Source organism: Parafrankia sp. Ea1.12, from assembly GCF_900465275.1.
In the GTDB taxonomy this organism is placed as follows: Bacteria; Actinomycetota; Actinomycetes; order Frankiales; family Frankiaceae; genus Parafrankia; species Parafrankia soli.
Window position 1 is genome coordinate 1 of the sequence record NZ_UBIZ01000075.1, and the last position, 25,660, is coordinate 25,660.

18 protein-coding genes are annotated in these 25,660 nt (G+C 73.6%); 12 read left to right on the plus strand and 6 right to left on the minus strand.

The window, feature by feature from the left end:
• Positions 1-123: 123 nt before the first annotated feature.
• Complete coding sequence (locus FMEAI12_RS00520; RefSeq protein ID WP_112104582.1) at positions 124-1,224, minus strand: acyl-CoA dehydrogenase family protein; 1,101 nt, start codon at positions 1,222-1,224, stop codon at positions 124-126.
• Positions 1,225-1,437: 213 nt separating this feature from the next.
• On the opposite strand from FMEAI12_RS00520, the gene FMEAI12_RS00525 reads away from it, so the two are divergent.
• The 4 genes from FMEAI12_RS00525 to FMEAI12_RS00540 all read left to right on the plus strand — a co-directional run bounded on the left by FMEAI12_RS00525 (position 1,438) and on the right by FMEAI12_RS00540 (position 5,695).
• Positions 1,438-2,181: an NIPSNAP family containing protein gene (locus tag FMEAI12_RS00525; RefSeq protein ID WP_112104583.1), complete on the plus strand. Its 744-nt coding sequence runs from the start codon at positions 1,438-1,440 to the stop codon at positions 2,179-2,181.
• Between the two features lie 171 nt (positions 2,182-2,352).
• Positions 2,353-3,741 (plus strand): thiamine pyrophosphate-binding protein, encoded by a 1,389-nt coding sequence (locus FMEAI12_RS00530; RefSeq protein WP_112104584.1) that lies wholly within the window; start codon positions 2,353-2,355, stop codon positions 3,739-3,741.
• Between the two features lie 168 nt (positions 3,742-3,909).
• Positions 3,910-4,770 (plus strand): LLM class F420-dependent oxidoreductase, encoded by an 861-nt coding sequence (locus FMEAI12_RS00535; protein WP_112104585.1) that lies wholly within the window; start codon positions 3,910-3,912, stop codon positions 4,768-4,770.
• A gap of 286 nt (positions 4,771-5,056) precedes the next feature.
• The gene (locus FMEAI12_RS00540) at positions 5,057-5,695 is read left to right on the plus strand and encodes a GntR family transcriptional regulator (RefSeq protein ID WP_112104586.1); all 639 of its coding nucleotides are present in this window, start codon (positions 5,057-5,059) and stop codon (positions 5,693-5,695) included.
• 31 nt (positions 5,696-5,726) lie between these two features.
• Here the strand turns inward: FMEAI12_RS00540 and FMEAI12_RS00545 are convergent, their stop codons facing one another.
• Positions 5,727-6,590 carry an alpha/beta fold hydrolase gene (locus tag FMEAI12_RS00545; protein ID WP_165938878.1) on the minus strand — a complete coding sequence of 288 codons (864 nt, stop codon included), beginning with the start codon at positions 6,588-6,590 and terminating at the stop codon, positions 5,727-5,729.
• Between the two features lie 286 nt (positions 6,591-6,876).
• On the opposite strand from FMEAI12_RS00545, the gene FMEAI12_RS00550 reads away from it, so the two are divergent.
• The 7 genes from FMEAI12_RS00550 to FMEAI12_RS00580 all read left to right on the plus strand — a co-directional run bounded on the left by FMEAI12_RS00550 (position 6,877) and on the right by FMEAI12_RS00580 (position 18,491).
• Positions 6,877-8,121, plus strand: coding sequence for an LLM class flavin-dependent oxidoreductase (locus tag FMEAI12_RS00550; protein ID WP_112104588.1), 1,245 nt, complete (start codon positions 6,877-6,879; stop codon positions 8,119-8,121).
• A gap of 37 nt (positions 8,122-8,158) precedes the next feature.
• Positions 8,159-9,457: an LLM class flavin-dependent oxidoreductase gene (locus FMEAI12_RS00555; protein WP_112104589.1), complete on the plus strand. Its 1,299-nt coding sequence runs from the start codon at positions 8,159-8,161 to the stop codon at positions 9,455-9,457.
• 235 nt (positions 9,458-9,692) lie between these two features.
• Entirely contained in the window at positions 9,693-11,213 is a 1,521-nt protein-coding gene (locus tag FMEAI12_RS00560; protein ID WP_235013544.1) for an ABC transporter substrate-binding protein, read from the plus strand.
• 2 nt (positions 11,214-11,215) lie between these two features.
• Positions 11,216-12,163, plus strand: a complete 948-nt coding sequence (locus tag FMEAI12_RS00565; protein ID WP_112104591.1) for an ABC transporter permease — start codon at positions 11,216-11,218, stop codon at positions 12,161-12,163.
• Positions 12,164-12,230: 67 nt separating this feature from the next.
• A complete protein-coding gene (locus tag FMEAI12_RS00570) occupies positions 12,231-13,070 on the plus strand; it encodes an ABC transporter permease (protein WP_368672038.1) in 840 nt (279 codons plus the stop codon).
• The gene (locus FMEAI12_RS00575) at positions 13,067-15,028 is read left to right on the plus strand and encodes an ABC transporter ATP-binding protein (protein WP_112104592.1); all 1,962 of its coding nucleotides are present in this window, start codon (positions 13,067-13,069) and stop codon (positions 15,026-15,028) included. The genes FMEAI12_RS00570 and FMEAI12_RS00575 overlap by 4 nt, the downstream gene beginning before the upstream one ends.
• Positions 15,029-15,512: 484 nt before the next feature.
• Entirely contained in the window at positions 15,513-18,491 is a 2,979-nt protein-coding gene (locus tag FMEAI12_RS00580; protein ID WP_112104593.1) for a LuxR family transcriptional regulator, read from the plus strand.
• Between the two features lie 52 nt (positions 18,492-18,543).
• Here the strand turns inward: FMEAI12_RS00580 and FMEAI12_RS00585 are convergent, their stop codons facing one another.
• Positions 18,544-20,043 (minus strand): MFS transporter, encoded by a 1,500-nt coding sequence (locus FMEAI12_RS00585; RefSeq protein WP_112104594.1) that lies wholly within the window; start codon positions 20,041-20,043, stop codon positions 18,544-18,546.
• A gap of 135 nt (positions 20,044-20,178) precedes the next feature.
• On the opposite strand from FMEAI12_RS00585, the gene FMEAI12_RS39425 reads away from it, so the two are divergent.
• Positions 20,179-21,075, plus strand: coding sequence for a TetR family transcriptional regulator (locus FMEAI12_RS39425; protein ID WP_160144218.1), 897 nt, complete (start codon positions 20,179-20,181; stop codon positions 21,073-21,075).
• Positions 21,076-21,200: 125 nt separating this feature from the next.
• On the opposite strand, the gene FMEAI12_RS00595 is transcribed toward FMEAI12_RS39425, so the two are convergent.
• The 3 genes from FMEAI12_RS00595 to FMEAI12_RS00605 form a co-directional block, all read right to left on the minus strand.
• A complete protein-coding gene (locus FMEAI12_RS00595) occupies positions 21,201-22,082 on the minus strand; it encodes a TIGR03621 family F420-dependent LLM class oxidoreductase (protein WP_112104595.1) in 882 nt (293 codons plus the stop codon).
• Positions 22,083-22,170: 88 nt separating this feature from the next.
• Complete coding sequence (gene ccrA, locus FMEAI12_RS00600; RefSeq protein WP_112104596.1) at positions 22,171-23,409, minus strand: crotonyl-CoA carboxylase/reductase; 1,239 nt, start codon at positions 23,407-23,409, stop codon at positions 22,171-22,173.
• 69 nt (positions 23,410-23,478) lie between these two features.
• Positions 23,479-25,660 (minus strand): thioesterase domain-containing protein (locus FMEAI12_RS00605; protein WP_146776595.1); only part of this gene is annotated, 2,182 nt, incomplete at its 5' end.

The window sequence follows — 25,660 nt, forward strand, 5'->3', positions numbered from 1 at the left end:
ACGCCGAGCAGCCGACGCCTACGACACCGCCATCAACGAACTCATCCACCACGCCGGACTCGCAGCCTGACCCGCGCGCCCCGAACTTGACCCATCCTTCGCGGCTTCGCCCGCCCAAGCCTTCTAGACCGGGAGGAGCCGCGCGACCCGTTCGCGGTGCTGCGCCGGGTCGCCGAACATCAGCCGGGCGCTGGACGCCCGCTTGAAGTACAGATGGGCCGGGTGCTCCCAGGTGAAGCCGATCCCGCCGTGGATCTGGATGTTCTCCGCCGCGGCATGCAGGTAGGCGTCGGAGCAGTAGGCCGCCGCGAGGCTGGCGACAAGTGGCAGCTCGGGGTCGCCCGCCGCGGCCTCATACGCGGCGGACCGGGCGGACTCGACCTCGATCAGTACATCGGCGCACTTGTGCTTGACGGCCTGGAAGGACCCGATCGGGCGGCCGAACTGCATCCTCGACCGCGCGTACCCGACAGCCATCTCCAGCACCCGGGCGGCGCCCCCCGTCTGCTCCGCCGCGAGGGCGACGAGGGCACGCTGGAAGCCCTGCTCCACGGCGGCCCAGCCCGCGCCGTCCGAGCCGAGCAACCGGGCGTCCACCGCGTCGAGGTCCAACCGGGCCTGCCGGCGGGTCTGGTCCAGCGTCGCGAGCGGCGTGCGCCGAAGCCCGGCCGCCGTCGCGTCGACCGCGAACAGGCCTGTCCCGGCCGGTGTGCGGGCCGCGATCACGAGCAGGTCGGTGGAGCACCCGTCGAGCACGAACATCTTGGTGCCGTCCAGGCGCCAGCTCTCGCCGGCCCGTGTCGCCCGGGTCCGCAGGGCGTCCTCCTCCCAGCGGCCGTCCGCCTCGGTGACGGCGAGCGTGGCGATCCGCCGGCCGCCGGCGATGCCGGGGAGCAGATCGGCGCAGGCGGCGGTGTCACCCGTGGCGAGGATGGCCTGGCCTGCCGTCACTGTGGCGAGGAAGGGCCCGCAGAACAGGACGCGGCCCATCTCCTCGAAGACGACCGCCAGCTCCGCGAAGCCGAACCCGGCCCCGCCGTACTCCTCGGGAATGGCCAGACCCGTCAGGCCGAGTTGCTGCGCCAACACGGCCCACACCGCGGGGTCATAGCCGGAGGTGGTCTCCATCTGGGTGCGTACCGCGTGCTCCGACGACGAGTCCTCGAGGAAGGAGCGTACGGCCGCGCGCAGTTCCTCGCGCTCCTCGGTGAACGGCGAGCTCATCGAACCTCCCGAATGTTCGGACGGCGGTCCGCCGGGGCCGCCAGCGGGGCTGAAAACATGTTCCGTGGCGGCCGCTGCTTCCTCTGGGGTCGGCCCGGTGCGCACGACTGGCGGCGAATTCATGGTGTTGATCGGTTCCGCTCTATATGGTACTGCTGAAAACGGCGCCCACGCATCCGACATTGCCGAGAAGGCGCCGGAGGGTTGCTGGCCGTGAACACCAAAGTTTACACGCATGAGTTCATCGACATCAAAGGCGCGAACCGCGCGAACTACGTCCACCATATGACGGCGAACTGGAGTCCGATAGCACAGGAGGAGCGCAACCAGCTGTGCTATGGGGTATGGGGAGTCGTGGGGACGACCGGCCGGTGGCCACAGGTCGTCAACCTCTGGGAGGAGGACGGTTTCGACGGGCTGGCAGCGGGTCTGCGGCACGAGACATCGAGCGCGTCGTTCCAGGATCCAAAGCTGGAGAAATGGTGGCAGGAGGCCGCTGAGTACCGCTCCGGCGGACTCGACCGTATACTGATTCCCGCCCCGTGGTCCCGGACGATCTCGGAGCTTTGCGTGGCGGGTGTGCGGGGCGAGGTCTACGCCCATGAGATGGTCAGGGTACCGCGCGGTACGGCGGCAATTTTTCTGTCGATCATCGCGGAGGAAGCGGTTCCCGTCTATGCGGGGCATGGCTGGCAGCTCGTCGGCGCATTCAGGACTGCGTTGGCCGACGATTCGGAGTGTGTGCTCGTCTGGGCGATCCCGAACTGGGTGGCCTGGGCCGATCTGGAGAAGGCGCTGGACATGCCCGGATCGGCCGCCAACCGGTGGTGGCGGCGGCTCTGGGAGGTCAGCGAGTCGTCGAGCCGTCTGCTCATGCGCGACGCTCCGCTCTCTCCGCTGCGTCTCGGCCGGCAGCCGGCGAGGGCCGACCGGCACGAGGGCTGGAGTGATCTCTGAGGCGGTCGTCCACGGGATCCGCCCTCCCTTCCGTGTCCGCGGGCCCCGGTGGCCGCCGGGATCGCGTGGCCGGCCGTCGCTGTGACAGCCACCGGTAGCGGTGGTCGACGGCCCGACATCAACCTTCTATGATTTTGTATAAATTATCCTAGCAGTGTCGCGGGAGTTGGGATGTCGCTGGGGGACCTGCTGCGACGCCTCGGCGTCGGGTACCTGCTCTGCCCACCCACCGGCCCGACGGCCGGCGACGTTCCCGGGATTCGGCTCCATGTGGCACCCGACCTCGCCAGCGCCCGGCTCGTCGCCGAGGCCGAGGGGACGATGGGCGGCGGGCTCGGCGCGGTTCTCGACCGGGACGTGCTCACCCTCGTCTCCCGGCCCGTCCCGGCCGCCAGGCGGGAGCCCGTGCCGGCAGGGGCTCCCGCCGACTTGGAGACCCTGGTGAGGGACGCCCGCCGGCGCGGCCGGGGGACCCTGAGCGTCCGGCTCGGGTTCGACCCGGCCGCGCCGGTCACGCCGGCAGTGGCAAACGGGGCGGACGGGTCCGCCACGCCCGCCGGTGCCGGGTGTGACCCGTCCCTGGCGGCCCGCCTGGCCACGTTCGACGGCGACACCGCGTCCCCGGCGCCCGGTACCGGCCGATTCGACGTCGACTTCGTCCTGGCCGGCCGCGGCGTCGTCCGGGCAGGGGCGCAGGACGCGCTGCGCTCCTTCGCCGAAGCGACCGGACTGGGGGTCCTCAACACCTTCACGGCCAAGGGGCTCTTCCGCTGGGACAGCCCGTTCCACCTGGGTACCGGATGCCTGCAGGAACGGGACCTGGTCCTGGCCGGGGCTGGGGCGGGGCCGACGGGCCTCGTGGCCGTTGTCGGCGTGGACGCCGACGAGTGCCCCGAAGCCCTGCTGCGCGCGGCCGGCGTGCGCCCGGAACAACTGCTCCACCTGGGCCTGGACGACCTCGTCCGGGGGGCGGTCGGCGTTCGCTCCAGGACCGCGGTGGGCGGTGCGCGACCGCGGCTCTACCGCGAGCTCGCGGCGGTGGTCCAGCCGCTGTACGGGCGCGAGGACGCCCCGCTCAACCCGGCCCGCGCGGCGGCCGACGTCGCGGCGGTCCTCCCCGGGGAAGCGGCGGTCTGGACCGAGCCCGGGAGGGCCGCGATGTGGCTGGCGCGCGCGCTGCCGACGACGCGGCTCGGTAGCGCGCGGGTCCCCGCGGCCGGCAGCGTGGGCGTCGCGGTCGCCGGGGCGCTCGGCGCCGTCCTGCGCACGGGCGGCGTCGGGGTGGCCGTCGTCGACACCCCGCCCCGGGACGGGGCCGTCGCCGCCCTGGTCGAGTGGGCGTCGCGCCTCGCCGGCACCCTGGTGGTCGAGGTGTGGGGCGACGGCGGCGCCCCGCGGTCGGCCGTGCAGCACCGCGACCACCTTGCCGCCGCGCTGGCCCGGCCGGGTGTCCACGTGATCGAGGTGCCCGTGGACTTCGCCCCGACGGCCGCGCTGGTCGACGTGTGCGGTCCGCTCGTCGCCTGGCCGGAGGGGAGCGCCACGCGCGAGAATCGGTGACCGGGGATCAAGCCCATGGCCGGTTCGAGGCCGGTGGAAGGCTTGGGTCGGATGGAGGTACCCGGCGCCGGCGCCGGTGGCGCCCGGGCACGGCCCGCGACGTGTGACAACACCGGCGCGACGGCACCGGGTCGAGCACACCGACGCGCGATGGACAGGATGGTTGCCATGGATATTTCCGGAGTTGGCATCTGGAGCCAGCAGCTGCGGTGGGGGGATCAGGCCGAGCTGGCCGACGCGGCGGCGGAACTGGAGGAGCTGGGCTACCGCGCGCTGTGGATTCCCGACGTCGGGGGCCCGGTGTTCGAGGCCGTCGAGGCACTGCTGGCGGCGACCCGGTCGGTGACCGTGGCCACCGGCATCCTCAACCTGTGGATGCACAGCCCGGCGGACACGACCGCGGGATACGCCAGGCTCACGGCCGCCCACGGAGACCGCTTCCTGATGGGCGTAGGGGTGAGCCACGCACCGCTGGTCGACGCGTCGGAACCCGGTCGCTACCGCCGGCCGCTGGCGGCGATGACGGCGTTCCTCGACGGGCTGGACAAGGCCGACCAGCCGGTCCCACCCGAGCGCCGCGTGCTGGCCGCGCTCGGCCCCAGGATGCTCCAGCTGGCCGGAAGCCGGGCGTGCGGAGTACATCCGTACCTCGTGACGCCGGAGCACACCCGGCAGGCCCGGGAGAGCCTGGGAGTCGGGCCCCTCGTGCTCCCCGAGCAGACGGTGATCCTCACCACCGACGCCGACGAGGCCCACGCGATCGGCCGGGACTGGTTGCGCGGGTACCTGGGGCTGCCGAACTACGCGAACAACATCCGCAGGCTCGGCTTCACCGACGACGACGTCGCGGACGCCAGCGACCGGCTCTTCGACGCCCTGATCGCCTGGGGGGACGAGGACGCGATCCGGCGCCGGGTCGACGAACACCGGGCCGCCGGTGCCGACCACGTCTGCGTCCAGGTTCTCACCGCCGACCCGAAGGCCTTTCCACGCGAGCAGTGGCGCCGGCTCGCTCCCGCGCTCCGGTAGGCCGGCGGCCGCCCGGCTGCCCGACCCGTTCTCCCTGGTCCAGGCACTGTCCAGGCCACCCGGTTCGCCATGCGGGCCGGGTGGGCGGTTCGCCCGCGCCCCCGATCGATCGATACGATCGACGGGCTGCGGCCGCCTCGGCGCCGGGTGACGCGGTGGAGGTGTCTCCTTCAGCGGCGCCGCCGCGTCGAAGGAGCCCGCAATACCTCCCCAAGGTCGAGCCGCGTCGACCACGACCGCGACGCAGCGGCGTGCCGCGATCGACCGGCGCAGCAGCGGCGCCCAGGTGGCGGACTACATCCGGAACCTGATCTTCTCCGGTGAGCTGCGTCAGGGCGACCATGTCCGGCAGGACGAGATCGCGGAGGATCTCGGGGTGAGCCGGATTCCCGTCCGCGAGGCCATCATCGTCCTCGACCAGGAGGGCTGGGTGACGAACGAGCTGCACCGCGGCGCGTTCGTCCACGGCCTGGACGAGAACTCCGTCCGCGACCACTACGGGCTCATCGGCCTGCTCTACGGCTACGCCGCGCAGCGCGCCACCGAACGCGGCGACGACGACGGGCTGGCCCGGCTGCAGGCGGCCGAGCGCGCGTTGCGGGCCGCGACCGATCCCACCGCCGTCCGGGACGCGAACGAGGTGTTCCTGCGCCAGATCTTCGCGCTCGCGCGGTCGTCGCGGCTGAAGGCGATGAGCCGGCAGATGAACGGCATCATCCCCGGCAACTTCTTCGAGCTGGTGCCGGGCACGATCGACCCGCAGAAGAAGGGGATCACGGCGGTCTCCCGAGCCGTGCGGGCGCGCGACGGGGAGCGCGCCAACGCCGCGTTCGTCTCGCTCCTCCAGCAGCACGGTGAGCGCGTCGTCGACCTGCTCCGGGCCCGCAACATCCTCTGGGTCCCCGACGAGGCCGCGACGTCCTGACTCCCGGCCCCGCCTGACTCCCGGCCCCGGCTCAGCCGAGAGCCTCGCGGGCCCAGTCCCGCAGTGCCGGGGCCAGCAGCGGCCAGCGGACGAACAGACCGCCGGCGCTCTCCCGTTCGGCCTGGCGGTCGAGGTACTCGCGGTCGCCCCAGGGGGGCTCGACCAGCCGGGCGTTCGGCAGCAGGCCGGCCAGCGCCTCCGACGTCGCCCGCGGGTGGAAGGGATCACTCGAGCCGCCGCGGAACACGAGGGCGGGGACGGTGATGGCGCGCGCGAGCTCGTCGGGCAGGCCCGGCACCTGCTCGCCGGGCCGCGGGCAGTAGGCGGCCATCCACCGCTGCATGGTGGCGAGGAAGGCCTCCCTGTCCTGATCAAGGACCTGGCGTCGGTTCCGCTCGTTCCGGTCGAGCAGCGGGGCCCAGTCGGGCAGCGCCGCCACCGCGTCCATGCCGGTCGTCCACGCGGCCGTGATGGCCGGTGTGTAGTAGACGTTCGCGAGGATCATGAGGCCCATCACGCCGCCACTGATCCACCACAGGGACAGGCCGGAGACCACCTCCGGGTGATGCGCGGCGGTGAGTAGCGAGATGTGGGAGCCCACGGTCGCGCCGGCGAGCACCGCCGGCCCGAGGCCGAGCTCCGTCAGGAGCGCGGCGAGGGTGTCGGCCTGCATCCGCGGCTCGCTCGGACCCGTGAAGCGCAGATCGGACCCGCCGCTGTTCGGCCGGTCCCACAGCAGGACCCGATTGCCGTCAGCGGCGAGTGCCCGGGCGAGTTCCGGCAGGCCCGGGGTCTCCTTGGGGAAGCGACCACCCGGCGTCAGCACCCAGGTCCGCTCACCGTCGCCGATCAGGTCGTAGCCGATTCGAAGGCCGTCGACGTTCGCGTATGCCACCAACCGGACAGTAGCGGCGGCGCGCGGCCGGGGAAACCGTTCACCCCGGCGGACCGGATCCTCGTGGTCCGGCCGCCGGGTGCTGTTCCCGAACCCGCCGAGCGGCCGGCCCGGTGAAACCGGGTACGGGGGCGCAGTGGCCCGACCTCCGGAAACAGGGGTCGTAGGGGGCGCGATGCCGGGTGTACCGGGGCGGTCGGCGACGCAAGGATGATCATCCTGACGGCGCGTTCCGGAGAGAGCTCCGGGCGTAGGTGGAACAGCGCCACCCACAGGAAGAGGTCCCATGCCCGCACCGCCACCCCTGCACCTGGCCGTGGCGCTCGACGGCGCCGGCTGGCATCCCGCGGCGTGGCGGGCACCCGAGTCACAGGCGGCCAGCCTGTTCACCGCCGGGTACTGGATCGACCTCGTCCGTGAGGCCGAGCGAGGGCTGCTGGACCTCGTGACCTTCGAGGACGCCTTCATCCTGCAGTCCACGCAGTTCCACAGCCACGATGACCGGACGGACCTGGTCCGCGGGCGGTTGGACGCGGTGCTGCTCGCCGCCCGGGTCGCCCCGCACACGCGCCACATCGGGCTCGCGCCGAGCACCGTGATCACCCACTCCGAGCCGTTCGCGGTCGCGAGCGCGATCGCGACGCTGGACCACATCACGTCGGGTCGAGCGGGCTGGCGCGCCCAGGGCGCCGGCCGCAACCACGAAGCCGGTCACTTCGGGCGCAGGGAGATCCCGCCGCTGTCCGTCGCCGACCTCGAGGCCCCCGAGGTCCTCGCGCTCATGAAGGACGTCTTCGACGAGGCCGCCGAGTTCGTGGAGGCCGCGCGGCGGCTGTGGGACAGCGTGGAGGACGACGCCGAGATCCGCGCGGTCCCGGCCGGCCGCCGGTCCGACCCGGGCGGGGGTGGGACTCACCTCGACCGGCGCCACATCGACCGGAACAGGACGCACCCCGTCGACCTGGAAGGTTCGCACTGGCGGGTGCGGGGTCCGGCGACCGTCCCGCGCCCGCCGCAGGGCCAACCGGTGGTCGTCGGGCTCGCACACGTCACGATTCCCTACCGACTGGCGGCCCGTGCCTACGACGTGGTCTTCGTGACGCCGCACGAGGTCGAGCACATCCGACCGATCATCGACGAGATCCGGTTCGAGCAGGACGCCGCCGGCCGCGGTGACCAGACCCTGCACATCTTCGGGGATCTGATCGTCTTCCTCGACGCGGACGGGGCCCGCGCCGCCGACCGCAAGGCGCGCCTGGACGACCTGGCGGGCACCCCGCTGGTCTCCGACGCGCGGGTCTTCGCCGGCACGGCCGGCGAGCTCGCGGACCTCCTGCTCGCATGGCGGGACGCGGGGCTGACCGGGTTCCGCCTGCGCCCGGGCGTCGCGGCCGCGGACGTCGAGGGCATCTCCCGCCTGCTCGTCCCCGAGCTGCGGCGGCGGGGGGCGTTCCGCTCGGCCTACGAGGCCGACACGCTGCGCGGGCTGCTCGGCCTGCCGCACCCGGCCAACCGGTTCGTCACCGCATGACCGAGGTCCGCCCGGCCTGACCCGCGAGGAGATCCCGATGACCCAGCCCCGCCCGCCGATACACCTCGCCGTCGCGTTCCCGGCCCCGGTACACGCGAGCGCCGACCTGAGTGCGGCCCCGCCGACCAGCTCCGGTGCGGGCGCCCCGACCGCCGTCCTGCGCGCGCGCGACCTCGTCGACTTCCGGACCTACGTCCAGTTCGCCCAGACCGCGCAACGGGGCGGGTTCGACTTCCTGCTGCTGGGGGAGGACCTGCGGCTGCCCGCCGCCGACGAGGTTGCCACGCCCGGCGACCCCGACACGGAGCAGGCCGGTGCCGCCGGCCGGCCGGACCCGCTCACGCTGCTGGCCGCGCTCGCCTCGGTCACCGACGGACTCGGCCTGGCAGCCACGGCCACCACGACGTTCGGCGAGCCCTACGCGGTGGCCCGCAGGCTGGCGACGCTCGACCATCTCTCCGGGGGCCGGGCCGCCTGGAACGTCGTCACCACCCTGGACGAGCGGGCCGGTGCGAACTTCCGGCACGGCCCCGGCCTTCTCGGTGTCGACCGGGCCGAGCGCACCCGCGAGTTCCTGGCGGCCGCCGCGAGCCTGTTCGGCTCCTGGGCCGACGAGGACCTGGTGGTGGATCCCGCCGCGGGCACGTTCCTCGCCGACCCACGGGCCGGATCCTTCACCTACCGCGGCCGGCACTTCGACATCGACGGTCGGTTCAACGTCCCGCGCTCGCCGCAGGGCCGCCCGCCGGTCCTGCTCGCCGCCGCCGCGGGGGACGGCGAGGACGCCCGCCGTCAGCGCGATCTCGCCGCCGCCGTCGCGGACGTCGTGATCACCCCGTACGCGGGCCCCGACGCTGGCATCGCCTTCCGCGCGGACCTGCACGAACGCCTCGCGCTGCACGGGCGGGTTCCCGGGGAGCTGCTCGTCCTGCCCGCGGTGTCCTTCGTGCTCGGCGCGGGTGCGGCCGGTGCCGCGGCCGCCGACGGGTCAGCGGGCGGAACATTCGCGTTCGTCGGCGCCGCCGAGACCATCGCCCGCGACATCGCCGGGGATGTGTGGGCCGGCGCCGCCGACGGGTTCCTCCTGGTGCCGCCGGTGCGCCTGGCCGGCGCGGGCGGCGCGGGCGGCGGGGCGGCCGCGGGCCTCCTCGACGGCCTCACGCAGTTCGTCGACAGCGTCGCTCCCGCGCTGCGTGCCGCGGGCGCCCTGCGCACAGACCCCGCCGGGACGACGCTGCGCACGCGGCTGGGACTGCCCCCGGTGCCCTCGGGCGGCGCGCGCGGGCCCGCGGCGGCCCTCGCGAGAGAGGTCACGGCGGGCGCCGCCACCGCCTGAGTCACCCGGCCGTCACCCCGGCCACCCGGCCACCGCCGGTTCCCGTCGTTCGTCGCACGTCATCCAGCCGTTCGCGTTCTTTCGGAATTCCTCTCGGAGCACCTTCATGCGTTTTTTCGGACCGGTACGGATCCTCGCCGCGGGCGCGGCCTGCGGCGCGCTCCTGTTGACCGCCTGCGGTTCAGGTGGAGATACGGAGAGTAACGATTCGGCGACGCCCGTCGCGGGTGGAACCGTGACGTACGCCGTCGACACGTTCCCCGCCTGCTTCGACATCCACGTCAGCCCCCAGGACATCACCGGAGAGATCCAGCGCGGTGTCTTCGACTCGCTCGTGTTCGAGGACGTCGACGGCAAGTTCCACCCGTGGCTGGCCACGCGATGGGAGGTCGCGGATGACCTGACCAGCTACACCTTCCACCTGCGCGAAGGCGTGACGTTCACCGACGGCACGCGGTTCGACGCCGAGGCGGTCAAGGCCAACTTCGACCACATCGTCTCGGCGGACACCAAGTCGCAGTTCGCCATCGCCCTGCTCGGCCCCTACAAGGGCGTCGAGGTGGTCGACCCGCTGACGGTGAAGATCTCCTTCTCGAAGCCCTTCGCTCCGTTCCTGCAGGCGGCGAGCACCGCGTACCTGGGCTTCTACTCGCCGAAGGCGCTTGCCGACAGCGTGGACAAGTTCTGCGGCGGCGGTCCGGCGCTGGTGGGCACCGGTCCGTTCAGCGTTCAGTCCATCACCCAGAACCAGGGCCTGACCCTGGTGAAGAACCCGGACTACGACTGGGCTCCGGAGACCGCGGCGCATCGCGGCCCCGCCTACCTGGACCGCCTGGAGATCCGGCTGCTGCCGGAGGCCTCCACCCGCCTCGGCGCCCTGACCAGTGGCCAGGTCGACGCGGCCCGCTCGATCGCGCCGACGAACGTCGCGGCCGTGCGCCGCACACCCGGGCTCGAGGTGATCAGCCAGCAGGCCGCCGGAGCCCCGTACTCGCTCTACCTCAACAGCCGGAAGGCCCCGTTCGACGACCTGCGCGTCCGCCAGGCGTTCCAGCTCGCGATCGACATCGAGACCGACGTCAAGACCGTCTACTTCGGGGAGTACGACCGGGCCTGGAGCCCGCTGTCGCCGACGACACCCTCGTACAACGCCAAGCTGGAGAACTCCTGGCCGTTCGACCAGGACAAGGCCAACTCCCTGCTGGACGAGGCCGGCTGGACCGGACGGGACGCCGACGGGTACCGGACCAAGGGCGGCCAGCGGCTCTCCGTGCTCTGGCCGGCGCTGCCCGCCCAGTACGTGCGCGAGCAGCGGGACGTGCTCGGTCAGGCCATCCAGGCTGACCTGAAGAAGGTCGGGATCGAGCTGGCGCACCCGGTCATCGAGGTCGGGGAGTCGCAGACCAAGTCGCTGGAAGGCGCCTACCACGTCCTCGACTTCCAGTGGGCCCGCTTCGAGCCCGACGTGCTGCGGCTGTTCTTCAACACCGCGAGCCTGCCCCCGGCCGGCCAGAACGCGTCGTTCATCTCCGACCCGCGGCTCGACGAGTGGACGAACACCGGGGCCACGACCCTCGACAAGGCCGTGCGCGACGACGTCTACGGGCAGGCCCAGCAGCGGGTGATCGACCTGGCGCTGACGGTCCCGCTGTACGTGTCGAGCACGCTGCTCGGGGTCGCCGACCGGATCAACGGTCTGGACTTCGACCCGAACACCTGGGTGAGCTGGTACGACGCCTGGCGGGACCGGGCGTGAGCATGCCGCGCCGGGTGGCCCGCGCGATCGTGGCGCGACTGCTCGCGGCCGTCGCGGTGATGCTCGGCGCGGCCACCCTCGCCTTCGCGGCCCTGCAGGCGCTGCCCGGAGACCCCGTGCAGCGCCTGCTCGGCCCGATGTCCCAGGCCCCGGAGGAGGTCCGGGCGCGCATCCGCGCGGACTACGGGTTCGACCGGCCTGTGATCGTGCAGTACCTGCGCTACATCGGCGGGCTGGCACGCGGGGACCTCGGCGAGTCCTACCAGTCGCAGCAGCCGGTCTCCCGGCTGATCGGCGACCAGCTCTGGCCGACGGTGCAGCTCGCGCTGGCCGCCCTCGGGATCGCCGTGGTCCTCGCGGTGGTCTCGGCGGTGGCGACAGCCGGGCGCTGGCCCTGGCTGCGGGCGCTGGCCTGGGCCGGTGAGCTCACCGCGGTCTCCACCCCGGGCTTCTGGGTCGGGATCGTGCTGCTCGCCCTGTTCTCGTTCCAGCTCCAGATCTTCCCGGTCGCCGGGGCGCAGGACCTGTCCTCGCTCGTCCTGCCGGCCCTCACCCTCGCGCTGGCCATCGCCGGGATGCTGGCCCAGGTGCTGCGCGAGGGCATGGAGGCCGCGCTCACCCAGCCGTTCGTGGTCACCGCCCGGGCCCGTGGCCTCAGCCAGACCGCGGTGCGGCTGCGTCACGTGCTGCGGCACGCGGCGGTGCCCGCGGTCACCCTCACCGGCTGGCTGACGGGCACGCTGATCGGCGGCGTGGTGCCGATCGAGACGGTCTTCGGCCGGCCCGGCGTCGGTTCGCTGCTGCTGCGGGCGGTGACCACGGCCGACATGCCCGTGGTGATGGCGGTCGTGGTCCTCTCCGCGTTCGTCTTCGTGATCATCTCCGCCGTGGTCGATCTGCTGTACCTGGTCATCGACCCCCGGCTCCGGACCGTGGAGGCCGTCGTATGACCGTGTCCGCCGTGTCGGGTGCGCCGTGACGGCGCTGGACGCCTCCGCCGCGGCGGGCGGGTTCGGCGTGCTCGCGCCGGCCCGCGCCCGGCGGCGCCGCGCCGGGCGTCCCGTGGTGCTCGCCGCGGCGGTCGTCGTCGCGTTGGTCGTCGCCGTGGCCGTCGCCCCGGGACTGTTCACCGGGCATGCCCCCAACGACACCGCTCCGGTCGACGCCCTGCTCGGCCCGGGCGGCGGCCACTGGTTCGGCACCGACCAGCTCGGGCGCGACATCTACACCCGGGTGCTCTACGGCACCCGTCCCGCGCTGCTGCTCGGCCTGTTCGCGACGGTGCTCGGTGCCGGCGGCGGCGCCGTGCTCGGGCTCACCGCCGCGCTGGGCGGCCGGATCGCGGACGGGGTCCTCATGCGCCTCGTCGACGTCCTGCTCGCGGTGCCCGCCCTGCTGCTGGCGCTGCTCGTCGTGGCGGTGCTCGGCGCGGGCACCGGCAACGTGGCGCTGGCCGTGGCGATCGCCTCGGTGCCGCCCTACGCCAGGCTGGTGCGCGCGGAGGCGCTGGGCGTGCGGCGTTCCGGCTACGTCGAGGCGGCTCTCGGGCTCGGCCTGCCCCGCGCGACGCTGATCCGTCGGCACGTCGTGCCGAACACCCTGACCCCCCTGCTGGTGCTGGCCACCGTCGGCTTCGGTGCGGCGCTGGTCTCCTCGTCGGTGCTCAGCTTCCTCGGCCTGGGCACCGAGCCGCCCGATCCGGAATGGGGCTCGATGCTCGCCGAAGGCCGTGACTTCCTCTCCACGGCATGGTGGATCGCCGTCTTCCCCGGCGCGACGCTGACGGTGGTGGTCTTCGCGGTCAACGTGCTCGGCGGCTACGCGCGCACCCGTTTCGCGGGCAGGTCCGGGTCATGAGCGCGGTCGAACCTCCGTCCGTGGCACCGGCCCTGTCGGCTCCGGCCGGTGCCACGCGGTCGCGGGAGAAGGACCCGGCCCCGCTGCTCGTCGTCGACGGCCTCGACGTCACCTTCACCGGCGAGGGCGAGCCGTTGCGCGCCGTGCGCGGCGCCTCGTTCACCCTGGCCGCCGGGCAGTGCCTGGCGATCGTCGGCGAGTCCGGGTCGGGCAAGAGCGTCACGGCCCGCACGCTCGTCGGCCTGACCGGGGCACGATCGCGGGTGACGGCCCGCGCGCTGACCTTCGACGGGCTGGATCTCACCGCGTTGACCGAGAGCCGTTGGCGCGCGGTGCGCGGCGCCGGCATCGGACTGGTCCTGCAGGACGCCCTGGTCTCGCTGGATCCGCTGCGCCGGGTGGGCGCCGAGATCGGGGAGGTGCTGCGGACCCACCGCACCGTCGAGCCGTCCCGGCGGGCCGAGCGGGTGCTCTCGCTGCTGGCCGACGTGGGTGTCCCCGACCCCGGGCAGCGGGTGGGCCAGTACCCGCACCAGCTCTCCGGCGGCCTGCGTCAACGGGCCCTGATCGCCTCCGCGATCGCGGCCCGGCCGCGGCTGCTGCTGGCCGACGAGCCGACCACGGCCCTCGACGCCACCGTCCAGCGGCAGATCCTCGCGCTGCTCGACCGGCTGCGTGGCGACGGCACGGCCATTCTGCTGATCAGCCACGACCTGGCCGTGGTGGCCGGCCTGGCCGATCACATCGTGGTGATGTACGCCGGTCTTGTCGTGGAAAGCGGCCCGGCGACGGCGGTGCTCGACCGGCCGCGTCACCCCTACACCCGGGCGCTGCTCGCGGCCGTTCCCGCGTTGCACCCCAGGGGGGCACGCCTGTCGCCCGCTGTGGTCGGGCGCCCCGGCGCCGGGCCGCTCGGCTGCCCCTACGCCGCGTCGTGCGCGCGGGGCGACGACCGGTGCCGTGAACGGCTGCCCGTTCCCGAGGCTGATCTCGGCGGCCATCTCGCCTTGTGCTGGCATCCCTTAGACACCGCCGGGCCCGCCACGGCGGCGGGCGCCGCCGTGCCGGCGGGCGCCGCCGTGCCGGCGGCCGCGGTCGGCGCGGACAGGCCCGTCCCGGACGCCGTGCCCGGCTGGCAGGCCGTGGAGCCGGGGGAGCTGCTGCTGGACGTGGCCGGGGTCTCGAAGCGCTTCCGGCGGCCCGACGGGGGCTGGCGGGACGCCGTGCTGGCGGCGAGCCTGCAGCTGCGGGTGGGCGAGGCGGTCGGCGTGGTCGGCGAGTCCGGTTCGGGCAAGACCACGCTGGCGCGCATCGTGCTCGGCTTCCAGCAGCCGGACGAGGGCGTGGTGACGTTCGGCGGCCTGCCGTGGAGCGGCGTGCCCGAGCGGGAGCGGCGGGACCGGCGCCGCCAGATCCAGGCCGTCTACCAGGACCCGCTCGGGTCGTTCGATCCCCGGCACACCGTCGGGCGCATCCTGGGTGAGGCCGTGGAGGTCGCGGGGGTGCCCCGCGGCCGGGCGCGCCGCGCGCGCGTCGCCGAGCTGCTCGACCAGGTCGGTCTGCCCGCGGCGATGGTCGCCCGGCGTCCGCGCGAGCTTTCCGGTGGGCAGCGGCAACGGGTCGCGATCGCTCGTGCGCTCGCGCCGTCGCCGCGGGTGCTGGTCTGCGACGAGCCGGTCTCCGCGCTCGACGTCTCAATCCAGGCGCAGATCCTCGACCTGCTGACGACGCTGCGCCGGGATCTCGGCGTGGCCCTGATGTTCATTTCCCACGATCTCGGCGTCATCCACCATGTGAGTGATCGACTGTTGGTGATGAAGGACGGCCGGATCGTCGAGGCGGGTGACGCCGAAGCGGTGTTCCGCGCTCCCGACCATCCCTATACCCGTGCGTTGCTCGCCGCCGTCCCCGGCCGCGGTTCGGTCTCCCTGCCCCCGGCCACGCTCCCGGAGGTCTGAGCCACCTCCGGCTGGCCGGCGCCCGGCTGCCTTCGGCCGTGATCGTCCCTGCTGCCGCGGCGGCCGGGCGGGCATCGGGAACGCCCGCGAGGGCACCGACGATGCGTGTGATTCCCGGCACGTAGGTGTCGGAGCCGGTGTTCCGCGGATGCGGTCGAACATCGGACCGTCCAGCTACCTTCCACGGAAATACCAGCTCCTGGCCCTGCGCCGGGTGGAACCGATGCGCCGTGGTGCGAAGGTGCGGGTTGCCGCCTGTGCGCCGTTGTCGAATCGTCGATCCCAACGGAGGCACATCGAGCCCACCTTCGGGTCATTATGCTGAACGGGACCACGCTTTCCGATCGGTGAAGTGGGTAATCGTCCCGGCGCGACATGGAGGAATGCCGGATGCGTATGGCGTGACCTTTCCTGGACCGGGAGCCCCTCCGGTGCCTCGCCAGGGGCTTCATCGTCAGGCCGGACGAGAGCGCAGAGGGTCTCCATGACATTGGTTGAGCGTGCCGGGCAGCTGGCTCGGCTTGGTCGGCTCGTCGACAACTGCCAGGAACGCGGCGGCGGCATCGCGGTCATCGGGGGACCGGTCGGGGTCGGGAAGACGGAACTTCTGCACGCCTTCGTGGCGCGCGCGACCGCGAGCGGTGCGACCGTGCTCGAGGGGGCCGGGGTGTGCGCGGAGAGCGAGTACTCCCTGGGTCTGCTCCGTCAGATCGTCGGCGGGCTGCCGACCGCCGACCGCGACCGCATTCGGTCGCAGCTGCGTGTCGACGCCCTCGCCCTGGCGTGTGAGACCGAGGCGGCTGCGGCGGACCACCTGCGTATCGAGGTCCGTCAGTTGCTGTGTGAGACGCTGCGCGACCTTTCGGCGCGTACGCCGGTCGTCATCGCGGTCGACGACCTGCAGTTCGTCGATGCCGCGTCCCGTGACTGCCTGTTGTACCTGGCGGGTCGTCTCGCCTCGGCCAGGGTGCTGATGGTGTTCACCATGTCCGAAGGGCTGCTGGAGATCGACCGCAGCCGGACGGCCTGGTACGCCGATCTGCTCCGGCAGCCCGCCCTGTGCCAGGTCCCGGTCGGCCCGCTCAGCCTGGACGGGGTCGCCCGGATCGTCGCCGCCCTCGCCCCGCCCGAGCTGGTCGCCTCGCTGGCCCCGGCGGTGCACGAGCTCTCGGGGGGCAACCCCCTGTTGGTCAGGGCGTTGCTGGAGGACACGCTCCCGGAGTGGTCCAGACAGGTCCCCCGGGGATTCGGCGACGAGGGTGCCACGTGCCCCGACCAGCCGGTGCCGGGCAGCGTCTTCGCGCGTGCCGTCGTGACCTGCGCGCACCGGGGCACCCGCATGCTGGCGGTCGCCCGGGCGCTGGCCGTGCTCGAGGAGTCCGACTCCTCGGCGGTGTTGCGGCGGCTCGTCGCCGCGGAGGCGGAGGTGGCCGACTCGGCCCTCGGCGCGCTGAGCGCGGCCGGCCTGCTGTGCGCCGGACGGTTCCGGCATCCGGCCGCGCGGGCCGCGGTGCTCGCCGACCTGGCGACGGACGAGCGGGCGGCCCTGCACCGGCGCGCAGCCCGGCTGCTCTACCGGGAGGGCGCGGCCGCGGGCATCCTGGCGATCCACCTGGTGGCCGCCGGGCGCGCCGACGAGCCGTGGGCGTTGGACGTCCTGTGCAAGGCGGCCGAGGAGTCCCTGCGTACGGACAACGTGGCGTTCGCCGCGGCCTGCCTGGGGCTGGCGGTGACCGCCTGCGCGGACGAGGCTCAGCGACGGGCGGTGACCCTGCTGCGGGCGCGGGCGGAGTTCCGGACGAATCCCGGCGCTGCCTTCCGTCACCTCGCCCCGCTCGTCGACGCGCTGCGCGCCGGTGAGCTTCCGGACGAGGAGGCGATCGGTCTGGTCCGCCCCCTGATCCTGGAAGGGCGCTGCGACACGGCGGCGGACGTGCTGCGTCATGTCGAACACGCCGCGGCCGGGCTCTCGCCGGCGGTGGTCTCGGAGTTACACCTCACCTGGGAGTGGCTCAGCGTGACGCAGCCGGGCGTCATCGCGGATCTGGGTCGGCCCTCGGGCTGGTCGCACGGCTCCGTCCCGCCGTCGGTCGTCGCCGGTCCGGCTCTCGCGGTGGCCTCCGCCATGACGAGACTGCTGCGCGGCGGCGGCGGTGAGTCGGATGCGGTCGATATCGCCGAGCGGGTGCTGCAGGCGGCCCCGCTGGACGACGCGACGTTCTGCTCCCTGGACACGGCGCTCTACGTCCTGATCTACGCGGACCGGGCCGATCTCGCGCGGTCGTGGTGCGACTCGTTGCTGCGGGAGGCCGAACTGCGCGGCGCCCCGACCTGGCAGGCGCTGTTCGCCGCGGCCCGCGCGGAGGTCGCGCTGCGCCGCGGGGAGCTGGCCGCCGCGCGCCGGTTCGCACAGGCCGCGCTGACACACATCCCGGCCTGGAGCTGGGGGGTCGCGGTCGGCGGACCCCTGTCGGTGCTGCTCGCCGCGAGCGCCGCGATGGGCGAGCACGACACGCTCGACCCCCGTGAGATGTCGGTACCCGACGCCATGTTCCAGACTCGTTTCGGTGCGCAGTTCCTCCACGCGCGTGGCCAGGTCCACCTCGCTGCCGGCCGGCCGCACGCCGCCCTCGACGATCTGCTGACCTGCGGCCGCCTGCTGGGCGACTGGGGGCTCGACCTGCCCGCCTTCGTCCCGTGGCGGGTGGACGCGGTCACGGCGCTGCTGCGGCTCGGTCGCGGTGAGCCGGCGCTGCGGCTCGCGGAGGAACACCTGGACCGGGCCGGGTCCGACCACCGGCGCAGCAGGGGCATGGCGCTGCGCGCGCTGGCGTCGACGGTGGAACCGCGGCGCCGGATGGCGTTGCTGCGCGAGGCCGTGGAGATGCTGGAGACATCCGGCGACCGCCAGCAGATCGCGGCGGCGCTCGCCGACCTGGCGAACGTGTACCGCAGGCTCGGGCAGGCGAACCGGGCGCGCATGGTCACCCGGCGGGCGACCATGATCGCCGCGGACTGTCAGGCCGTTCCACTGCACCGCCAGCTGCTGGCCCAGGGCGGTGGTGGCGCGGCGCACCTGGGGCACGCGGGACATCCGCACCTGGAGCGTCCGGAGCAGTCGGGGCTGGGCGGCGGCGTGTGGGACGGGCAGCCGTCCACCGGTGAGCCGGACGGCCGGATCGTCACCGGCGGTCCGCTGGCCACGGCCGGTGTCCTCGCCTCGGACCGGATCGCCTCGGACCGGCCCGAGGCCGGTGCCGCCACCGGCGGTGGTGTCGGCCTGGACGTGCTGAGCGCGGCGGAGCTGCAGGTGGCGACCCTGGCCGCGGCCGGTCACACCAACCGGGAGATCGCCGGTCGGCTCTTCATCACGGTCAGCACGGTCGAGCAGCATCTGACTCGCACGTACCGCAAGCTGCGGGTGGCGGGCCGGGCGGACCTGCCGGTCTCGTTGAACGTCTGAGACGCGGTCCGCGCGGTCGCCGGACGTGTGCGGCGGGGTCATGGCCGCATGCTCAGGCGACGCCGGCCGGTGATGTCACCGCGGGTGCGGTCTCGGTGGTGGCACCCCGCGGGGTACGCGGGATGAGCAGGCCGCAGATGACCGCGCCCAGCGCGACCACGGCCGCCCCGGTCACGAGCGCCCACGACCACCCGCTGGTGGTTGCCGCTGCCAGCGAGGCGGGGTCCGTCACCGACCCGCGCAGCGCGTCGAGCCTGGCGTTGACGATCGCGGTGAAGATCGCGAGACTCAGCGCCGCGCCGAGTGGGCCGCCGGCGTTCACCAGCGCGGACGCGATACCGGCGTCCTCCGGCGGGACCCCGGCCACTCCGGCCGCCGTGATCGCGACGAAGGCGAACCCGGTGCCGGCCCCGACCAGCAGGAGCGGGCCCAGCACGACGCCCGTGTACCCGCCGTCGGGGGAGATCCGCGCCTCCAGCAGCAGACCGGCGGCCATGAGGAGCAGCCCGCCGATGACGAGCGGGCGCGCTCCGAACCGTGCCATCAGCCGGGGTGCCTGGGCACCGGCCGCCATGGTCGCCGCGGACAGGGGCAGGAAGGCGAAGCCGGTCCTGATCGCGGAGTAGCCGTGGATCTGCTGCAGATACAGGGTGAGGAAGAAGAACACCCCGACCGTCGCGGTGTAGACGAAGACCATGCCGAGATCGGCGCCGGCGACGCTGCGGCGCCCGATGACCCGGGGCGGCATCATCGGGTTCTTCCCCCGGGCCTGGAGCACGGCGAACGCGCCGAGCAGGACCGCCGACCCCGCGAGCAGCCCGACGGTCTGGACGGTGGCCCACCCCGTGTCGTTGGCCTGGGTCAGCGCGTAGACCAGTGCGACCAGGCCGCCGGTGACCGTGACTGCTCCGGCCAGGTCGAAGCTGCCCGCCTCGTCGTCCCTGCTCTCGCCGACGGCTCGCAGCGCCAGGAGGATCACCACCGCGGCGATCGGGGCGTTCGCGAAGAAGACCCACCGCCAGTCGAGTCCGTCGGTGAGGACGCCGCCGAGTACGAGGCCGAGGGCGCCACCGCTGCCGGCCACCGCCGCGAAGATGGCCAGCGCCCGGTTCCGCTCCTCGCCCTCCGGGAACGAGATGGTCAGCAGGCTCAGCGCGGCGGGTGTCATGAGCGCCCCGCCGAGCCCCTGCGCGGCGCGGGCGGCGATGAGCAGGCCGGGGGTCTGGGCCAGGCCGCCCACCAGGCTGGCCACTCCGAACAACCCGACGCCGAGGGTGAAGACCGCGCGCCGGCCGTAGCGGTCGGCGGCCTTGCCGCCGAGCAGCAGGAAGCCCCCGAACGCCAGCAGGTAGGCGTTCACCACCCACTGCAGGTCGGATTCCTTCGTGATGTCGAGGGCGGCGGCGATCTGCGGCAGCGGCACGTTCACGATGGTCGCGTCGACGGCGATCATGAACTGGGCGGCGGCAAGCACGCTCACCACGAGCCATGCGGGCGCGCGGCGCCGGGAGGTGGCGCCGGCCGGCCGGGCGGCCGGTTCCGTGGATGGCATGTCGTGGGTCTCCTGGGGTGGTGTGTTGGGTCAGGTCGAGGCTGTCCGGGAAGACTTTCGCTCGACGCCTGTAGACTCACAGACCGTAGAGAGATCTCAACACATGGGTCAACGACCGTGGAGCAAAGGTTCGTTGTGACGTCCGACACAGAGCTTGTCGTCGACCCCGATCAGGCGACGGGGCGCGGGGACCGCCGCGCCCGCACCAGGCTGGCCATCCTCGACGCCGCGCGCGGGTTGTTCGCCGAGCACGGTTACGAGCAGACGACGATCCGCGCGGTGGCTCAGCGTGCCGGAGTGGACCCCGCGCTTGTCATGCAGCACTTCGGCTCCAAGGCCGGGCTCTTCGAGGTCGCCTCCGAGATCGACGTCGGGTTCGGCGCGGCGGTCCTGGGCCCGTTGGAGGGCCTCGGTGAGCGCATGCTGGCCGTGATGATCGCCGAGATCGAGCACGCCCCCGAGGCCAATCTCGCCGCCCTGCGCTCGATGCTGACCCATGCCCCCGCCGCCGAGGCGGTGCGCTGCGCCTTCGCCCATCCCAAGGGAGACCTCCTCGCCGGCGTGCTCACCGGCGAGGAGGTGGAGCTGCGGGCGGGTCTGGTCGTGACCGTCCTGATCGGCCTGCTGGTCACCCGGTACCTGCTGCGCATCCCCGAGGTCGAGCGGGTCTCGGTCGACCGGCTGGTCAGCCTGCTCGGTCCCTGCCTGCAGCCCCTGGTGACCGGCCCGGCGGACGGCGCGGACACGGCGGGGGAGGAGTTGGTGGGCGCCGGGGCCGGGACGGCCGCCGGGTCTCCTCCGCCGGCCGGTGGGGCGGCGGAGCCGGCGCAGGCCTGGCTTTCCCGGCTGGCGGCGGCCGAGTCCGCGCGGCGGCAGACCGCCGACCGGGTCGAGCGGGTCGCTCGCGAGGCCCTCGCGGCCGGTGCGTCCTATGGCGAGGTGGGCCGGGCGGTCGGGATCAGTCGGCAGGCGGCCCGCAAGCGCTGGCCCGGCCTGTCCACCCCCCTTCCCGCGGCACCATCGACAACCTAGGTTTCCGCCGCCGGCCGCGAGCACCGCCACGCCTGCCGATGACAACTTTGGTTGTCGTCGGCAAGTGTGGCTCTCGCGGGATCCGAGGTGTGCCGGGTCCGCGGCGGGAGGGTGGTGTCCTGGGGTCAGGTCCCGCGCAGGGCCTCGACCACGGGGGCGAAGGCCTCCTGGTAGTGCTCGATCACCGTGAGGTAGGAGATGCCGAAACGGTCCCGCAGCTCGCGGACCCGGTCGGTGACCTGCTCGAGGTCACCGATCAGCAGCAGCGGCGAGTCGTCCAGGTCCTCCAGTGGAACGGGGAGCTGGGCGGCCTGCAGGTGCCGCAGGGCGGCATCCCGGTCGTCGGTGATGATCACTGCCTGGATCAGCAGGTTGCGTTCGACCTGCGCGTCCCGCTCGCCCACCACGTCGGCGAAGTAGGCCACCCGCTCGGCGAAGGTCGCGTTCGAGATCAGCCGCAGCCCGCCGGGCGACTCCGGAGAGAAGGCCATCCCCAGGAAGCCGACGATGTCGGCGTGTTCGGCGGCCAGCCGCAGCACCCGGTTGCCGTTGCCGGCCACCAGCAGCGGGACGCGCTCCTGCGCGGGCGCCGGGACGGACTCGGGGTTGTCCAGAACCGTCCGCAGAGTGGCGAGCGTCCGCTCGAGCTGGTCGACGCGTTCCCTGGCGGTTCCCAGCTCCAGGCCGAGGGCCTCGAACTCCTCGCGCACGTAACCGGTGCCCAGGCCCAGTTCGAGGCGTCCGCCGGTGACCTGGTCGGTGGTCGCCACCTCGCGGGCGAGCAGCACGGGGTTGTAGAAGCCGGTGTTCAGTACGAGCGTTCCCAGCCGCAGCTTGGTGACGGCCGCGGCCGCCACCAGCGCAGGCAGCGGGGCCGTGTTCCCGATGTGGTCGGGCACGAGCAGCACGTCGTAGCCGAGTTCCTCGGCGCGGCGCGCGGTCGTCGTCCACGCCTCGCCACGCGGGATCTCCAGCAGGCCGGTGCCGAAGCGGAAGGGGAGCGTCACGTCTGCCTCCGTAGGCGGTGAGTACAACAGGTGAGGGGATGGGGTCAGGTGCGGATCGCGGCCCGGTCAGGGGCCGCGGGGGCGCCGATCAGTCGGGAAGGGAGTTGATCCGGACCACGAGGTTCCCGGGCGGCTGCCGGTTGTCGTGCAGCAGCTGGTGGGCGTATCCGACGTCGTCGAGCGTGCCGATCACGGTCCGGCAGGGGTCGAGGACGCCCTCGGCGACCAGACCGACGACCTGCCGGCACTCGCGCAGGCTGGCGAAGTGCGAGCCCTGCAGGCGCTTCTGACGCATCCACAGGTAGCGCAGGTCCAGGTCCCCGTTGTAGCCGGACGTGCCGCCGCAGATCGCCACCATGCCCCCCGTGGCGCACACGTACATCGAGGTCGGCAGGGTGTCCTGACCCGAGTGCTCCAGTACCAGCCGGGGCGCGCGGCGTTCACCGAGCGCTTCCCAGATCTGCGCGCCGAACCGCTTGGCGCCGTCGAGCCACCCGCGGTAGGCCTCGGTGTCGTCCACCGAGGGCAGCCGGCCCCAGTGGTCGAAGTCGCGGCGGTTGATCGTGCCGACGGCGCCGAGGCGGCGGCAGTGCTCGGCGCGCGCCTCGTCGGAGACCACCGCGACGGGGCGCCCGCCCCGGTAGCGCACGATCTGGATCGCCATCGAGCCCAGCCCGCCCGCGCCGCCCCAGATCAGCACCGGGTCCCCGGGCTCGACCATGTGCGGGGGCCAGCCGCACAGCTGCCGGTACGAGGTCGCGCCGGTGCACATCAGGCTGGCGGCGTCCACCCAGTCCAACCCCGCGGGCTTGGGTAGGCACTGGTACTCGTCGGCCAGCGCGTACTGGGCGAACGTCCCGAAGTTGCTCTCGTAGCCCCAGGCGAGCTGGGTCGACGACGCCATCGGGTCGGTGCCGAGCCGGATGTCGGGTGAGGTCTCGTCCCACTGCGCGCTGGTCAGCACGACCTCGTCCCCGACCTTGACGTGCCGGACACCCTCGCCGACCGCCCACACGATGCCGGCACCCTCGGAGCCGCCGATGTGGTAGTCGACCGGGTCCCCGAGCCGCATCCGTGCGGCGATCACGTCGACGGGCCGGCCGAGGGAGGCCCAGACGTTGTTGTAGTTGATGCCGGCGGCCATCACGTGGACGAGGACCTGGCCGCGGCCGACCTCGGGCACCGGCACGACCTCGGTGCGGATCGCCTTGTCGGGCGGGCCGAGGCGGTCCTGACGGATGACCGCTGCGTACATCAGCTCGGGTACGGAGCCGGCGGGCGGGAGCGTGCCGGGCTCGTACAGTTCCTTCACTCTCGTGTGGGCCATCGTGTGCCTGCCGTTCTCGTCGTCGGATGGTTCGGTCGTCGGTCGTCGGGCGGCCGGGGGCGGGCCGGGTCAGCCGAGCGGATCCAGCCAGGCGCGCACCGCCTCGGCGGTCGTCTCCGAGTGCTCCTCCAGCACCGAGAAGTGATTGCCGGGGACGTCGACCGCGTCGTGCGGCAGGGGCCAGTACGCACGCCAGTCCCGGCGCGGGGCGGAACCGGCAGGGCCGGTGGCGTCGTCGTCGGGATCGGGCAGCATTCCGGGCAGTGGTTCGGTGGTGCGCAGCAGCAGCGTCGGCGTCGCGACGGAACGTGGTTGCCACGGCCCGAACACCTCCAGATAGCCGCCCATGGCTGTCAGGTTGGTGTCGTTGAGCGAGAGGTCGAACTGCCCGGAGCGGGCGAGCATCCCGCGGATCAGGGACGGCAGCCACCACTCCATGCCCGGGGTCGCGGCGGCGTCCGTCGGATAGGTGTCGACCATGACGAGCCCCGCCGGGCCCAGGCCCCGATCCTCCAGGCCGGCCGTCACCGCGTGCGCCACGCAGCCGCCGAGGGAGCGGCCGACCACGGCGAACGGCTCCCCGTCGACCTCGGCCACCACCGCGTCGACCAGCAGGTCCACGAACGTGTCCAGCGCGTCGGGCAGCAGGGTGCCGTCGGTGAAGCCCGGTGCGGGCACGACGAAGACGTCACGGGTGCCCTGGAAGGAGCGGCCGAAGCGCAGGTACTCGTGCGGTCCGGACAGCGCGCTCAGCGAGGGCAGGCAGACGAGACCGGGACGGGCCGGTCCCCGCGCGAGCCGGACCGGCGCGCCGGCGTGCGAGGCGCGCTCGTCACGGCCGAAGCGTTCGCGGACCGACGACGCCGCGACCAGCACCGCCGCCGCCTGGTTCGTTCGGTCCGCCGCGCACAGCCCGAGGTACACCTCGGCGAGCGCGCTGGGTCGGGCGTCCCCCGTCGGTGTCGGCGCCGGCGTCCCGGCGGTGCGGACCGCGGCGCCGTCGGCAGCCACCGCGCCGGACCTGGGATCGGGGACGGCCGCCGCCCCGTCCGCGGTGGGAGGTGCGGGAGCTCCGAACACCGATGTGCCGCCGGCCCGCGCGCCGGCCGCGCTCTCGTCGAGCCGGCGGCCGAGGGCCTCGGCCAGGGCCCGCGGCGTGGGATGGTGGATGACGGCGGCGCCGGGCAGCGTCAGCCCGGTGATCGCGCTCAGCCGGTCGCGCAGTTCCAGCCCGGTCAGCGAGTCCAGGCCCAGCTCGGTGAACGCAAGGTCGGGTTCGACGTCCTCGGGGGTGTCGTGCCCGAGGGCGGCGGCCGTCTCGCCGACCACGAGCTCCAGCAGCAGCGGCTCTCGGTCCGGCCCCGCCACCGCGGCCAGCCGGGCCCTCCACACCTCGACGTCGGTGACGGTACCGTCACCGACGTCGTCCCCGGCGTCGCCGGACCCGGACGCCAGGGGCGGGCCGCCGACGGCGGGCGCGGACCGGACGGCTGTGCCCGCCAGCCAGAAGTGCCGCCGCTGGAACGCATAGGTGGGCAGGTCGAGCGTGCGCGGTCGTGGCCCGAGCGGGGCGTCGGCGGCCGGGCCCGCGACCGTGAGCGCGTCGAACAGGGCCGGCCAGTCCACGGCGACCCCGTGCGCGTACAGGCGGCCGACGCCGCCCAGCAGGGTCGCCGTCTCCGGCCGGTCCCGGCGCAGCGCCGGAGCCAGCACCACCTCCCGGGCGCCTGTGTCCGCGGCGGAGTCCGGTCGCGGGGACAGCGCGGCGTGCGCCATCCCGGTGAGGACGCCGTCCGGGCCCACCTCGAGGAAGCGGGTGACCCCGGCGGCACGCAGCCGGGTCAGGACCGCCCCGAACCGGACCGTTCGGCGCACGTGGTCCGCCCAGTAGCGCGCCGACGTCAGCTCCCCGGGGCCCGCCAGCTCCCCGGTCAGGTCGGAGACGACCGGCACCGAGGGCTCGGAGAGAACGATCTTGTCGGCGATCCGGTGGAACTCCTCGATCATGCCGTCGAGACGATGCGAGTGGAACGCGTGGCTGACCCGCAGCCGGCGGGTCCGTCGACCCCGGTCCGCGAACACCGCGGCCAACGCGAGGGCGGGCGCCTCGTCTCCGGAGAGCACGACGGCGTCCGGGCCGTTGACGGCGGCGATGCCCACGCCCGCCCCGGCCGCCCGACGACCGACGACCGAACCATCCGACGACGAGAACGGCAGGCACACGATGGCCCACACGAGAGTGAAGGAACTG